The sequence below is a fragment of the Enterobacter sp. 342 genome (assembly GCF_036663495.1).
In the GTDB taxonomy this organism is placed as follows: domain Bacteria; phylum Pseudomonadota; class Gammaproteobacteria; order Enterobacterales; family Enterobacteriaceae; genus Enterobacter.
On sequence record NZ_JAWUEI010000001.1, the window covers coordinates 375,155 to 389,472 of the forward strand.

The window sequence follows — 14,318 nt, forward strand, 5'->3', positions numbered from 1 at the left end:
CAGGGCGATGCGGCACATAGTTGTTGCTTAACCCCTGATGAAAGCTAGACTGACATCGAAAGAGCTAAAAAGGTGGAGGCGCTGTGGAGAGCATTAAAGGATCTGAACTTAACGTTCCTGACGCAGTATTTGCGTGGGTGCTGGATGGACGCGGCGGTGCCAGGCCGCTGGAAGATAGCGATGTCATTGATAACGAACATCCTTGCTGGCTACACCTGAACTACACCCACCCGGACAGTGCTGACTGGCTGGCCTCGACACCGCTCTTGCCTAACAATGTGCGCGATGCGCTGGCGGGGGAAAGCCTGCGACCTCGCGTGAGCAGAATGGGAGACGGAACGTTGATCACCCTGCGCTGCATTAATGGCAGCACGGATGAACGCCCTGACCAGCTGGTTGCGATGCGCGTCTATATGGATGATGGTCTGATTGTTTCCACCCGTCAGCGTAAAGTCCTGGCGCTGGATGACATTGTTAACGATCTGAAAGAAGGTACCGGGCCGATCGACTGTGGCAGTTGGCTGGTGGACGTCTGCGACGCCCTTACCGATCATGCGAGCGAGTTTATCGAAGAGCTGCACGATAAAATCATCGATCTGGAAGATAACCTGCTCGATCAGCAGATCCCACCGCGTGGATTTCTGGCGTTATTGCGTAAGCAGTTGATCGTAATGCGTCGCTATATGACGCCGCAGCGTGACGTATATGCCCGTCTGGCAAGCGAAAGACTTACCTGGATGAATGACGATCAGCGACGCAGAATGCAGGATATCGCTGACCGACTGGGCCGCGGGCTGGACGAAATCGATTCCTGTATTGCCAGGACGGCAGTGATGGCAGATGAAATCGCCCAGGTGATGCAGGAATCCCTTGCGAGAAGAACCTATACGATGTCTCTGATGGCGATGGTATTTTTACCCAGCACGTTTCTGACCGGCTTGTTTGGTGTGAACCTGGGCGGAATTCCGGGGAATGCTTATCGCTACGGCTTCACCGCGTTTTGCGTCATGTTAGTTGTTGTGATTGGTGGTGTTGCATGGTGGTTACATCGCAGTAAATGGCTGTAAATTTTCGTTTTTTTCACGTTTTACCCGGTTCAAAACGCTCTTTTAATTGAGCGAAGTCAATAAACATCTACCCCGTAAGGTGCATTATTACTCCCGCAGGTGAATGCAACGTCAAGCGATGGGCGTTGCGCTCCATATTGTCTTACTTCCTTTTTTGAATTACTGCATAGCACAATTGATTCGTACGACGCCGACTTCATAGTCGGCTTTTTTTTGCCTCCTGTTTGCCAGCGACTACCCTAAAAGAGACGACAGCAACTTCTGGAGGGAATGATGAGCATCTTACTCGCTCTTCAACTGCAACAATCGCGTCAGCCTGATCCCATCCCCACCGATCCTGTACCGATGCCCGATCCCATTCCGCGTCCGCAGCCAATGCCGGACCCGCCGCCAGATGAAGAACCGATTAAAATGTCGCATCAAACCCCGAGATCTGCGAGGATACGCGCCATCTGACTGCGAAGATGACCACGAGAGATTATTGTGACTGCTTTTTCTACCCTGAATGTTCTGCCTGCCGCCCAACTCGATAACCTTAACGAGTTGGGATATCTCACTATGACTCCTGTCCAGGCGGCCGCGCTGCCAGCCATCCTTGAAGGCCGTGACGTACGCGTGCAGGCAAAAACGGGCAGTGGCAAAACGGCAGCATTCGGGCTTGGGTTGTTGCAGCACATTGATGCTGGTCTGTTCCAGACTCAGTCACTGGTTCTGTGCCCGACGCGCGAGCTGGCAGATCAGGTCGCCGGAGAGCTGCGTCGTCTGGCGCGTTTTCTGCCAAATACCAAGATCTTAACGCTTTGCGGCGGACAACCGTTCGGTGCACAGCGTGATTCGCTCCAGCATGCGCCACACATTATTGTCGCGACGCCAGGTCGCCTGCTGGATCACCTGCAAAAAGGCACCGTATCGCTGGATGCGTTACAAACGCTGGTGATGGATGAGGCCGACAGGATGCTGGATATGGGCTTCAGCGATGCGATTGACGAGGTGATCCGTTTCGCACCGTCCGATCGCCAGACGCTGTTGTTCTCTGCCACATGGCCGCAAGCCATTGCCGCCATCAGCGGCCGCGTGCAGAAAAACCCGCTTACCATTGAAATCGACAGTGTTGATGCCCTGCCAGCCATTGAACAGCAATTCTTTGAAACTTCGCAGCAGGGAAAAATCCCGCTACTGCAGAAATTACTTAGCCAGCATCAGCCTGCGTCCTGCGTGGTGTTCTGTAATACCAAAAAAGACTGCCAGTCAGTCTGCGATGCGCTAAATTCGGCGGGGCAGAGTGCATTGTCGCTGCATGGCGATCTGGAGCAGCGTGACCGCGATCAGACGCTGGTCCGCTTTGCCAACGGTAGCGCCCGTGTCCTGGTTGCGACCGACGTGGCGGCGCGGGGTCTGGATATCAAATCGCTTGAGCTGGTGGTGAACTATGAGCTGGCGTGGGATCCCGAAGTCCATGTCCACCGTATCGGTCGTACGGCTCGTGCAGGAAACAGCGGACTGGCGATCAGCTTCTGTGCGCCGGAAGAGGCGCAACGTGCCAATATTCTCTCAGAAATGCTGCAGATTAAACTGAACTGGATGACCCCACCTGCCGGTGTCAGTCTCGTGCCGCTGGAGGCTGAAATGGCGACGCTGTGCATTGATGGCGGTAAAAAAGCCAAGATGCGTCCAGGTGATGTATTAGGTGCGCTGACCGGAGATGTGGGTCTGGATGGGGCGGATATCGGTAAGATTGCGGTGCATCCGGCACATGTTTATGTGGCGGTTCGCCAGGCGGTTGCTCATAAGGCCTGGAAGCAGCTGCAAAACGGGAAAATTAAAGGGAAAACCTGCCGCGTTCGTCTGCTGAAGTAAAGGATATAGCGTCTCAGAATCTCTTTCTGAGACGCTATCATTTTATTTCACTTCGAGTACGTTCAGACGCAGTTCTTCGAACTGATTGTCATCTTCTTCTGGCTGCCAGCCAGCAGGCTGCATAGGGATCTCTTCCCGATCGAACGCCAGATCACCGCCATTCACCACGTCTGAATCGTGGTTGATACCTTTGAAGTCGAACAGCTCAACATCCGCGAGGTGGGACGGCACAACGTTCTGCATCGCGCTGAACATGGTTTCGATACGGCCCGGATAACGTTTGTCCCAGTCACGCAGCATGTCGCCAATCACCTGGCGCTGCAGGTTCGGCTGAGAGCCACAGAGGTTACATGGAATGATAGGGAATTCTTTGGCCTGAGAGAAACGCTCAATATCCTTCTCGCGGCAGTAGGCAAGAGGGCGGATGACAATGTGCTTGCCGTCATCGCTCATCAGTTTTGGTGGCATGCCTTTCATCTTGCCGCCGTAGAACATGTTCAGGAACAATGTCTGCAGGATATCGTCGCGGTGATGGCCCAGCGCAATTTTGGTCGCGCCCAGCTCCGTTGCAGTACGATACAGAATGCCGCGACGCAGACGTGAGCAGAGAGAGCAGGTGGTTTTGCCTTCCGGGATCTTCTCTTTCACGATACCGTAGGTATTTTCTTCGACGATTTTGTACTCTACGCCCAGCTTCTCCAGATATTCCGGCAGAATGTGTTCCGGGAAGCCCGGCTGTTTCTGGTCAAGGTTGACCGCCACCAGGGAAAACTTCACTGGCGCGCTTTGCTGAAGATTACGCAGGATCTCCAGCATGGTGTAGCTGTCTTTACCCCCTGACAGGCAAACCATAATACGGTCACCGTCTTCAATCATGTTGAAGTCTGCAATGGCCTCGCCCACGTTACGGCGCAGTCGCTTTTGCAGTTTGTTCAGGTTGTATTGTTCTTTCTTTGTATTTGATTGATTTTCTTGCATTTATTACTACCTTCGGAGCCAATAGGGGCATAATAGGGGCAAAAATTTTCAGCGTGCCAGCTTATCGTTAAGCATCAACACCTGTTCGCCATTCATTTCTTCAATCCACGCACCGTAGACTTCATAAACCATTTGCGCGTTTTCATGCCCCATCTGGCTGGCTATGAAAGACGGGTTAGCGCCGGCAGATAAAAGCCAGCAGGCAAAAGTATGCCGCGTATGGTACGGATTCCGGCGGCGAATACCAGCACGTTTTACAGTTGCGTTAAATCTGGAGCCGATACTCGATAAAGAGTAGTAGGCCTTCTGTATGCCCTTGCTCATCCTGGGCATGAAAACAAATCGCAGGCTCTAGCAGATCGCTTCGCCAGTGGCGAGACTTTTAGTATCCATGGAAGAAGTAGCGAATCTTCAAGCCGATAAACTTCAACACTGGCCAGACATAATGCTGGATGAAATATAGGGCAGGTGGAACAACCAATGCCGCACCAGTTGCGCAGATTGCGTATACTGCCGAGTCCTTTGCAATTAATGAATAATTTAGGTTAAGTGTTTCAAGGTTAATTGCATTGGTTGTACTGGAACCTACAAATCCAGAGCCAAAAACAACCAGGAACACATAAAGTGATGCTGTTATGAGCTTTAAAATTAGCCGAATGTATTTCACGATGAACACCTACTGAATGAATCCCCCTTTTTACACATAAGCACCGTGTTTAGCTAGCTCATGGTTTATGTTGTTCTAAATGGTATTCTGAACTTTACACCCGAACCCACAAAGGCTGGCTGTGTTGACCTGTTCTCGCGCAAAGTTATTGGCTGGTCAATGCAACTCCGAATGACAAAAGATAAATATCCTGAGCCTGATACATGCGTGATATCGCGTATAATGCTTCTTCAAAATCGCTTAACATCCACTGGCTTGTACTATGACTCTCAATCGTTTTTGTTATTTACTCCTGATCCTCGCTGCGGTCGGTAGCATTCTTACCTCGTATCCAGTGGTGATGTGGTTGCTGCTGATCAATGTGCTGACGATGGTTATGTATGGCGCAGATAAAATGGCGGCGCGTAAAGGTATGCGCAGGGTTCCGGAAGCGACGTTGCTGGTATTTGGTGTGACAGGGGGCTGGCCAGGGGCCATTTTGGGACAACAACTCTTTCGCCATAAAACCCAAAAGCAACCCTTCAAAACGTATTTTATTATCAGCGTTTTTGTCAGCATCGCCGTGATGGCGGCGGCTTACCATTTCTCTCCTTTTGTCTCTTCATGAGCGCTGGCCGGCACGGGTGAAATGTCTGTTGACATCAAGTTAACTTGAGCTTTTAAGATGACTGCCACAAGTTGATAAAGGACTAACATCTTAATATGAAAGATATTGATGTCGGTTTTACACATGTCGCGTTCATGGTCAGGGATCTTGAGAAGAGCATTGCTTTCTATCGTCGTTACGCGGGTATGGAGGTTATTCATTCCCGTGAACCTGATATTCCTGATGCCCGAAAAGTGGCGTGGCTAAGCGACCATACCCGTCCTTTCGCCCTTGTGCTGGTACAGGCGGACAACGTAACCGATACACCGCTGGGCTCATTTGGTCATCTGGGAATTGCCTGCGCCACTCGTGAAGAACTCGACAGGAAAACGGAGATGGCAACCGCTGAAGGTGTGTTAAGAAAAGCGCCGGAAGAGCTGGGTGATCCCGTCGGTTACTATGTATTTTTTGCCGACCCTGACGGTAACACGTTAGAACTGTCTTTCGGGCAGCGCGTTGGGCTTGAAGTAATCCGAACGGCTCATCCTGAAAAGTAAGATAACGGGATATAAGAGAGAAAAAATGGAATACAGATTGCCATTACAAACCTCGCGTTTGTTACTGCGTCCACTGGCATCCGCCGATTTGCCGGAAATTTCGTGCTACCGTAACCAGCCTGAGGTGGCTCGTTTTCAGAGCTGGGATCGTTTTACGATGCAGGATGCGGAAAAATTATATGCTCAACAGAACTCCCTTGCGTTTAACTGCGATGACACGTGGTACCAGATTATCGTTGAACGGCAAATGGACGGGGCTGTGATTGGGGATATTGGTGTTCATTTTTTTGACCAGGGCAGGCAGGCTGAACTGGGTATGACCTTTGATGTGAAATATCAGAATCAGGGTTATGCCCGGGAAGCTATCAATGCCATAATCACTCTGCTATTTACGCACTATAACAAGCACCGGCTTATCGCCGTTGTGGATACATGCAATATTCGCGCTGCAAATCTTTTGCAAAAACTCCATTTTCGACGGGAAGCCCATTATCGGCAGAACATCTTTTTTAAGGGAGAATGGGGTGATGAATATTGTTATGCCTTGCTGAAAGAGGAACACCTCCGGCATTAACAGAGCGTCAAAAGTTTCTCAATACAGACACCGGCACCGCTAATAGTAGTAGGTTTATTCTCTATGGCTTGCTGTTTTTTGCACAATCTGAATAATAAGTGCAACAACACATAAGACAACATCCCATGAAAATTCAATCTATTACACTGGTGGTGATGGCGTTCATCTCTGCGCCTGCCTGGTCCGCGTTTCAGGAGAGGGAATATAATACATGGTATATAAAAAATGCCGTTCTTTATGACATGACACAGACTTCAGAGGGTCTTCCTGTCATGGTGAGTATATCCCAACCAGAGCGGCGTTCTGCCAATCTGCTGGTGTCATATATTTCTGAAGGACAATGTGGTGGAGACAGGAAAGAACTTAACGTCAATGGCAAAGCACTGCCTGCGCAATATCGCTGTGTTCAGGTGGGCCTGAGCAAAATTGAACATTTTTCTGTGATTGATGCTGATAGTGTTAATGGCATGGTGACGCATCTTAAGTCTGATTTCACCGTACTGCTTCAAAACGACATAAAGATATGGGCGGCAAATATTAAAACACCAAAATACGGACTGACACCCAGATTCTAAATACTGAAATCCCGTCTTTTTACGGGGTTTTAGCAAGCGCCAACAATTATTTCCCCTATAATAATTTCATTGTTTTATTATTCCAAAAAAAGATAAGTGGACTTGTTTTTTTACGTATTGAAAATTCTGTACTTAAAGCGATACGAAATTCTATGAGTTAACTTTGCTAAATATTCTTTTCATAATGGATAAAGCTCACTTTCAGTCTTACGCTTGCTAACAGCTTTTTAGTTGTTCAACACGTCTGTACTGGGTAAGGAGCAGAAAATGACACAGCTTAATAGTCTGGATTCACTCAGCCGTAAAGAAGGGATGTGTTTATTAGAACAAAGTATGGGTTTTGTCTGGCAGGCAGCACTTAGGGCAGTTGCGGTGTTAGGCGTCGCGGACCATCTGATCGAAGGAAAAAAATCAATTAAGCAACTGGCCCTGGAGCTTAATGTCGATCGCGACTATCTGCATAGAATCATGCGATTATTATCCTCCCGTGGGGTGTTCAACGAATTAACTGAAGACGAATACAGTCTTAGCCATTCAGCAAAATTCCTTTGTTCTGAGTATGAATTTTCATTGCGTTCAGCGGTACTTATGCTGACCGATCCCACTTTCTGGCAGCCAGCGTCCAGAATGGATGAAATATTACAAGGTAAACCTGTTTTCAATGAATTGTTTGGCAAGCCTTTTTACGAATACTGGCAGCATGATGACACGGTTACGGGCAGCAATATTTTTCATGCCGGTATGGCATCTATGTCATCCGTGGAAAATGAAGTCATTGTGGATTGCTATGCGTTCCCTCATCATGCCGTCGTTGCAGATATCGCCGGGGGACTGGGGAATCTATTACTGGCTGTTTTACGTCGAAATCCAGGCCTAACCGGGATCCTTTTTGACCAAAAGGATGTGCTTGCGCGGAACCGACTGCATTTGCTGAATGACGATCGCCGGTGGAGGACGGTAGAGGGTAGCTTTTTTGAGACCTGTCCTGATGCGGATATTTATCTCCTTAAATACATCTTGATGGATTGGCCAGACGCGAAAGCCGTTCAGATACTGCAGTGCTGCAGAAAGGCAATGAAAGAACGTTCACGATTATTGGTTTTTGAACCCCTTATCAAAGACGAAAATAATGAGCAGGGACGGTATGAGATTGACCTGCTTCTTTTAACAAGCTTTGACGGAGGGCGGGCAAGGACAAAATCTGAATATCAAAACTTGTTTGAACAGGCGAATCTTAAGTTAAATACAATAATAAACACCCGCTCGTACCTGTCGATACTGGAAGTCATACCTGTTTGAACCGCTTTCATGGTATTAACAGAGCAGTTGAACACCATTCCGTTTTAACATATTCCTGCTACGCTTTTCTGTTGTAAAAGGGAGCTCGAATATGCAAAACAAAGATGAACAAACAGGTTTAGTGGGGCTGGCGATCGGTGCCGCCGTCATTGGGCTGGTTTCAGCGCAGAAACCGATTGATCGCGATAGCATCGTCAATGAACTGGTCAGGCTGGGCAGGCTGAAAGGTGATGGTGTTGAGGATGAAGTTTTCGTCAAAGCTGCCGCACTTGTGAGGAAAGGGGTGTAACCGATGGGTGAAATTCGTCATGCGCAGTGTCATTGTGGCGCGGTGGTATTCACCGTCGAGCTTTCTGATGGCTTTAATACTGCGCGGCGCTGCAGCTGTTCTTTCTGCCGAATGCGGGGGGCTGTGGCGGTATCCGCGCCGTTATCGGGGATTATCGTAACCAAAGGTGAGGATAAGCTCACGGAGTACCGATTTAACACGGGTACGGCCCGGCATTTCTTCTGCTCAATATGCGGGATTTATACGTTTCATCAACGGCGTTCCAACCCGAACGAGTACGGTGTGAATGTTGCCTGTTTTGAAAACGTATCGCCGTTCGACTTCCCGGAGGTTACGGTGATGGACGGAGTTAACCATCCTATGGACGGGGGGAGCGGAGTTTTTGGCTATCTCTCTTTTCGCAAAAAATGAGTGTTTTCAGGATTAAGGCTAACCAGCATCCAGGTGGTTCAGAAGAGCGCTAAGGTGACCAACAATATCACCAAAATCAAAAATTAACGCCATCCACAGAAGCGCTAAGAGAGCAAGTACGGCAACGGATACACGACCAAACAACGTTGTTGTCCTTAATGAGGGAAGGGTTATAACCGCAGTTTAACCAGCTTTCTTTCAACTTACCCTCAACCAGATCGTCAGAAATATTCCTTTTTGTGACGAAGTTCAAAAAAAAATGGGCCCCATAATTTTGCGGGCCCGGACAATTAGAACTGGTACACCAGACCTAACGCAACAACATCATCGGTACCGATGCCGTTGTTCTTGTAGAAGCTGTCATCTTCGTCCAGCAGGTTGATTTTATAATCAACATAGGTGGACATGTTTTTGTTGAAATAATAGGTCGCACCTACGTCAGCATATTTAACCAGATCCTGATCGCCTTGACCGTTGCCCAGGTCTTTACCTTTAGACTGCAGGTAGGAAAGGGTTGGACGCAGACCGAAGTCGAACTGGTATTGTGCGGTGATTTCGAAGTTCTGAGTTTTGTTCGCCACGGCGTCGGTATTATCACCATAAGGCGTCATGTTACGAGTTTCAGAATACATTGCCGCTAGGTAGATATTATTGGCGTCATATTTCAGACCAGCAGTCCAGGCATCGGCTTTGTCACCACCAGCCGTGGTATTCATAACCTGTTCATTGGTACGGTCAGAAGAGGTATAGGCCGCACCTGCGCTGATCCCCATACCAAAGTCATAGGTGGTAGAGATACCGAAGCCGTCACCGTTTTCATGGCGTGTGTCACGGCCATTGTTAGTACCCTCCTGGTTGTTGCTGGCGTCTTCATTCTTGCCCTGATACTGCAGCGCAAAGTTCAGACCCGGTACCAGTCCGTAGAAATCGGTGTTACGGTAGGTTGCTACACCGTTCGCACGACCGGTCATAAAGTTGTCAGCTTTGGTGTAGGAGTCGCCACCGAACTCTGGCAGCATATCTGTCCAGCCTTCAATGTCATACAGAACGCCATAGTTACGGCCATAGTCGAAGGAACCGTAGTCACCGACTTTTACACCCGCGAAGGCCAGACGTGTCCAGGACTGGTTATCTGAGCCTTCAGTGTTGTTCGCCTGAATGTTGTATTCCCACTGTGCGTAACCGGTCATCATGTTGTTGATCTGGGTTTCGCCCTTGAAACCCAGACGCATGTAGGTCTGATCGCCATCAGCACCTTTATCGTCGGAGAAGTAGTGCAGGCCATCTACTTTTCCGTACAGATCTAATTTGTTACCGTCTTTATTATAAATTTCTGCTGCATGTGCAGCACCAGCCATTAACAGAGCCGGAATCATCAGAGCCAGTACTTTTCTTTGCATTGTGATATTCCTTTGCAGTTGTTTTTATTTAATTACCTGTTGAACTTTCAGAATGAGAAAGTTGTCTCATGCTAAATCACTCCTGTGTAAGAGTAATAAAATATAATTGTTACGAATTAAGTAAAATCTAAACCAAATAAAACCGCGGAAATAGTCATTGGTTGTATGAATGATTCGCGGTGAATTATACAAAATAAAAATTATTAATAATGAGTTAAGTAAGCTAATCTCTGTGTCGTTATATGCCTTTAAGATTATTTATCCATAATTTGCATGAATGCTATTTACTCTGCTAAATAGATATTTATTAATTAACTGGATTAGCCCGATGTGAATACATCGGGCTTTTTTTATGGCAAAAAAATGCCCGGGTTAACCGGGCGGGGGGAATTAATCGCTGGTTGATTTTTCGGCTTTACCTGCCATCTGAGCCAGGAAATCATACCGTTTTTGCAGGTCTGCGGCGGCATCGTTCCACAACTGTTCAGCTACCTCAGGCTGTTGCGCATTGAGGCGGCGGAAGCGTTGCTCCTGCATTAATGTCTCGGCCAGGGCATCTGACGGTGGACGTGAATCCAGCGCCAGCGGTAACTTGCCCTCGTCCGCACGGCGCGGATCGAACCGGTACAGAGGCCAGAAGCCGGTAGCCGTCAGCTGACGCATCTGATCGTGGCTGAGTGCCAGGTCGTAGCCATGCTCTTCACATGGGCTGTAAGCAATGATTAACGACGGGCCAGGATACGCTTCCGCTTCCTGGATGGCTTTCACCGTCTGGTTAAGTTGCGCACCCAGTGAGATTTGCGCGACGTAAACGTGGCCGTACATCATCATGCTCACACCGAGATCTTTGCGTGCCTTACGTTTCCCATGTTCACCAAATTTTGTAACGGCGCCCAATGGCGTAGCCTTCGACGCCTGGCCGCCAGTATTGGAATAACACTGTGTATCCAGAACCAGAATGTTGACGTTTTCGGTCAGGCTCAACACGTGATCCAGCCCGCCAAAACCAATATCGTAAGCCCAGCCGTCACCGCCGATAAGCCAGATCGATTTTTCAACCAGGGCGTCAGCGTCAGTCAGAAGTTGTTCTGCACCCGCCACCCCCTGAAGGGCATGTCGCAGCTCAGCAACTTGCTCGCGACGAACTTCTGGTGTGGCTTCTGTGTGTAGCGCGTCATTGAGCTCTGCAGGGATCTGCCCGGCAAATTGTTCCAGTAAACGCATCACTCGAGCGCGATGCTGGTCGACGGTCAGACGGAAGCCGAGACCAAATTCGGCATTATCTTCGAACAATGAGTTTGCCCATGCCGGACCTCGACCATTCGCGTCGGTGGTGTACGGCGTGGAGGGCAGATTACCGCCGTAGATTGATGAGCAGCCGGTGGCGTTGGCAATCAACATTCGGTCGCCGTAGAGCTGCGTCAGCAGCTTGATATACGGCGTTTCACCGCAGCCAGAGCAGGCACCAGAGTACTCGAATAACGGAGTGATAAGTTGTGACGTTCGAATATCAATACGCTCCAGTTTGCTGCGATCGATTTCCGGCAAATTCAGGAAGAAGTCATAGTTTACTTTTTCTTCTTCAACGTGCTCCAGACGCGACATCATATTGATGGCTTTGATATTCGGGTCCTGTCTGTCTTTCGCCGGGCACACCTCAACGCACAGATTACAACCGGTACAATCTTCAGGTGCGACCTGCAGAACGTATTTCTGTCCGCGCATATCACGCGATTTCACATCCAGAGAATGGAGACTGGCCGGAGCATCCGCCATTGCTTCCGGGGAAACCACTTTGGCGCGAATGGCCGAATGTGGGCAAGCCGCTACGCAGTGATTGCACTGGGTACACAGATCTTCTTTCCAGATGGGAATCTCTTCGGCGATGTTGCGTTTTTCCCAGCGCGTGGTCCCCATTGGCCAGGTCCCATCTGGCGGTAGGGCAGAGACGGGAAGGGCATCGCCCAGTCCGGCCAGCATTGCCGCCGTCACGGTCTTAACGAAATCAGGCGCCGCATCAGAGACCACCGGAGGACGATTTGGGCTTGCAGCATTCACCGGTTGCAGCGCTACCTCAAACAGAGATTCGCGAGCGAGTGCCAGCGCCTGCCAGTTGCGTTCAACCAGTTCCTGACCCTTGCTGCTGTAGCTTTTGGCAATTGCGCCCTGCAGTTCCATGAGTGCACTGTCGCCAGGCAGGATATTGGTCAGGTGGAAAAAAGCCATTTGCATCACGGTATTAATACGCGCAGCCAGACCACATTCGCGGGCAATTTTCGCGGCGTTAACTACATAAAAACGGGCTTTCTTCTGGTTGAGGACCGCCTGTACTTCCTGCGGCAGACGCGCCCAGACTTCGTCTGCACTGTATGGCGTATTCAGCAGGAAAATACCACCGGGTTTCAGGCGCTCAGCCATCTGGTATTTATCAATAAACTGCAGCTGGTGGCAGCCAACAAAATCAGCCTGCGAAATAAGGTAAGCCGAGCGGATGGGGTGTTCACTCACACGCAGGTGGGAAACGGTCAGACCACCGGCTTTTTTGGAATCATAGACGAAGTATCCCTGGGCATACCACGGGGTAGAATTGCCGATGATTTTGATGTTGTTTTTGGTCGCCGAGACGCTGCCGTCGCTGCCCAGACCATAGAAAAGTGCCTCAAGTTTGGCATTCGATGGCAACGTGTTTTCTGGCAAAGCCAGGGAAAGGTTAGTCACATCATCATAAATGCCGACCGTAAAGCGAGACTTCGGTTTCGCTTCATTTAACTCGTTAAATACCGCCAGCACGCAGTCCGGTCCAAACTCTTTGGAGGACAAACCATAGCGGCCGCCGATCACGCGCGGTAGCGTTTCACGTTCGCCGTTATTAAATGCTTCAGCCAGCGCGGTCATGACATCCAGATACAGGGGTTCCGCGTGTGCGCCGGGCTCTTTGGTACGGTCCAGTACCGCCACAGCACGTGCGCTTTCAGGTAGGGCAGAAAGCAGATGTTTAGCTGAGAACGGACGATAGAGACGCACCTTAAGCACGCCAACTTTTTCGCCGCGCGTAAGTAGCTCGTCAACCACCTCTTCACAGGTTCCAATGGCGGATCCCATCAGCACAATCACCCGTTCTGCCTGCGGGTGGCCGTAGTACTCGAACGGTTTGTATTCTCGTCCGGTTGCGGCAGCAAAGTCAGCCATCGCCTGATCAACGTGGTCGTAAACCGCGTTGTACCATGGGTTCGTGGCTTCACGGGACTGGAAATAGGTATCTGGATTCGCGGATGTCCCACGGATCACCGGATGCTCCGGGTTAAGGGCGCGGGCGCGATGCGCGTCGATTTCCGCCTGCGGCAGAAGATTCAGAATTGTGTCGTCAGCCAGCGGGACGATTTTGTTGATTTCGTGAGACGTGCGGAAACCATCAAAGAAGTGAATAAATGGAACGCGGCTTTTCAGCGTGGCAATATGCGAAATCAAGGCGAAGTCTTGTGCTTCCTGCACGCTGCTGGCACAGAGCATCGCGCAACCGGTCTGACGCACGGCCATTACGTCGGAGTGGTCACCGAAAATGGAAAGGGCGTGGGTGGCAATGGTTCGTGCCGCAACATGAAGAACGAAGGGGGTGAGTTGACCAGCGAGTTTGTATAGTGTCGGGATCATTAACAACAATCCCTGAGAAGAGGTAAACGACGTGGAGAGCGCACCTGTCTGAAGCGCACCATGTACCGTGGCAATCGCACCGGCTTCAGACTGCATTTCAACCACTCTTGGGACATCGCCCCAGACGTTTTTTAACCCGTTACCCGCCCAGGCGTCTGCCTGCTCAGCCATGGTAGAACTTGGCGTGATTGGATAGATGGCGATAACTTCGCTGGTGCGAAACGCGACTGAGGCAACAGCCCCATTACCGTCAATAGTTTGCATAGGACGACACCCTTACATTGCGCAAAAATAGAGGGGCTGTCATCAGACGACGAGCCCTGAATATTATCTCTTTAGTCTAGCAAACAGGGGATTCGACGATTTTCGCTTTTGTGTCCTCGGTATTCCTGGTATCAATGAGTAGA

General features: G+C 49.8%; 13 protein-coding genes and 1 pseudogene. 10 read left to right on the forward strand and 4 right to left on the reverse strand.

The window, feature by feature from the left end; translation table 11 throughout:
• Positions 1 to 83: 83 nt before the first annotated feature.
• From zntB to dbpA, 3 genes are all read left to right on the forward strand, one after another.
• Positions 84 to 1,067, forward strand: coding sequence for a zinc transporter ZntB (zntB, locus tag V6E55_RS01835; RefSeq protein WP_049006940.1), 984 nt, complete (start codon positions 84 to 86; stop codon positions 1,065 to 1,067).
• 273 nt (positions 1,068 to 1,340) lie between these two features.
• Positions 1,341 to 1,523 carry a proline-rich small protein YnaL gene (gene ynaL, locus V6E55_RS25760; protein WP_114977087.1) on the forward strand — a complete coding sequence of 61 codons (183 nt, stop codon included), beginning with the start codon at positions 1,341 to 1,343 and terminating at the stop codon, positions 1,521 to 1,523.
• A gap of 27 nt (positions 1,524 to 1,550) precedes the next feature.
• Positions 1,551 to 2,924 carry an ATP-dependent RNA helicase DbpA gene (dbpA, locus tag V6E55_RS01840; RefSeq protein WP_316942019.1) on the forward strand — a complete coding sequence of 458 codons (1,374 nt, stop codon included), beginning with the start codon at positions 1,551 to 1,553 and terminating at the stop codon, positions 2,922 to 2,924.
• A 42-nt stretch (positions 2,925 to 2,966) separates the two neighbouring features.
• Here dbpA and ttcA read toward each other — a convergent pair whose 3' ends face one another.
• A complete protein-coding gene (gene ttcA, locus V6E55_RS01845; protein WP_129995681.1) occupies positions 2,967 to 3,902 on the reverse strand; it encodes a tRNA 2-thiocytidine(32) synthetase TtcA in 936 nt (311 codons plus the stop codon).
• 48 nt (positions 3,903 to 3,950) lie between these two features.
• Positions 3,951 to 4,250, reverse strand: a pseudogene (locus V6E55_RS01850) (tyrosine-type recombinase/integrase); the annotation flags it as partial.
• Positions 4,251 to 4,831: 581 nt separating this feature from the next.
• Here V6E55_RS01850 and V6E55_RS01855 point away from each other — a divergent pair.
• The 7 genes from V6E55_RS01855 (at position 4,832) to V6E55_RS01885 (ending at position 8,860) form a co-directional block, all read left to right on the forward strand.
• Positions 4,832 to 5,176, forward strand: coding sequence for a DUF1294 domain-containing protein (locus V6E55_RS01855; protein WP_316942020.1), 345 nt, complete (start codon positions 4,832 to 4,834; stop codon positions 5,174 to 5,176).
• 95 nt (positions 5,177 to 5,271) lie between these two features.
• On the forward strand, positions 5,272 to 5,712 hold the full coding sequence (locus V6E55_RS01860) for a VOC family protein (protein WP_129995683.1): 441 nt from the start codon (positions 5,272 to 5,274) through the stop codon (positions 5,710 to 5,712).
• Positions 5,713 to 5,737: 25 nt separating this feature from the next.
• Complete coding sequence (locus V6E55_RS01865) at positions 5,738 to 6,286, forward strand: GNAT family N-acetyltransferase (RefSeq protein WP_316942021.1); 549 nt, start codon at positions 5,738 to 5,740, stop codon at positions 6,284 to 6,286.
• Positions 6,287 to 6,411: 125 nt separating this feature from the next.
• Positions 6,412 to 6,861: a hypothetical protein gene (locus tag V6E55_RS01870; protein ID WP_316942022.1), complete on the forward strand. Its 450-nt coding sequence runs from the start codon at positions 6,412 to 6,414 to the stop codon at positions 6,859 to 6,861.
• A gap of 267 nt (positions 6,862 to 7,128) precedes the next feature.
• The gene (locus tag V6E55_RS01875) at positions 7,129 to 8,160 is read left to right on the forward strand and encodes a methyltransferase (RefSeq protein ID WP_316942023.1); all 1,032 of its coding nucleotides are present in this window, start codon (positions 7,129 to 7,131) and stop codon (positions 8,158 to 8,160) included.
• 91 nt (positions 8,161 to 8,251) lie between these two features.
• Positions 8,252 to 8,449: a hypothetical protein gene (locus tag V6E55_RS01880; RefSeq protein ID WP_316942024.1), complete on the forward strand. Its 198-nt coding sequence runs from the start codon at positions 8,252 to 8,254 to the stop codon at positions 8,447 to 8,449.
• A gap of 3 nt (positions 8,450 to 8,452) precedes the next feature.
• Positions 8,453 to 8,860, forward strand: a complete 408-nt coding sequence (locus V6E55_RS01885; protein ID WP_316942025.1) for a GFA family protein — start codon at positions 8,453 to 8,455, stop codon at positions 8,858 to 8,860.
• A gap of 290 nt (positions 8,861 to 9,150) precedes the next feature.
• On the opposite strand, the gene ompC is transcribed toward V6E55_RS01885, so the two are convergent.
• Together ompC and nifJ are read right to left on the reverse strand one after the other, a co-directional pair.
• Positions 9,151 to 10,260, reverse strand: a complete 1,110-nt coding sequence (ompC, locus tag V6E55_RS01890; protein ID WP_236921652.1) for a porin OmpC — start codon at positions 10,258 to 10,260, stop codon at positions 9,151 to 9,153.
• 390 nt (positions 10,261 to 10,650) lie between these two features.
• On the reverse strand, positions 10,651 to 14,175 hold the full coding sequence (gene nifJ / locus V6E55_RS01895; RefSeq protein ID WP_316942026.1) for a pyruvate:ferredoxin (flavodoxin) oxidoreductase: 3,525 nt from the start codon (positions 14,173 to 14,175) through the stop codon (positions 10,651 to 10,653).
• Positions 14,176 to 14,318 lie beyond the last annotated feature (143 nt).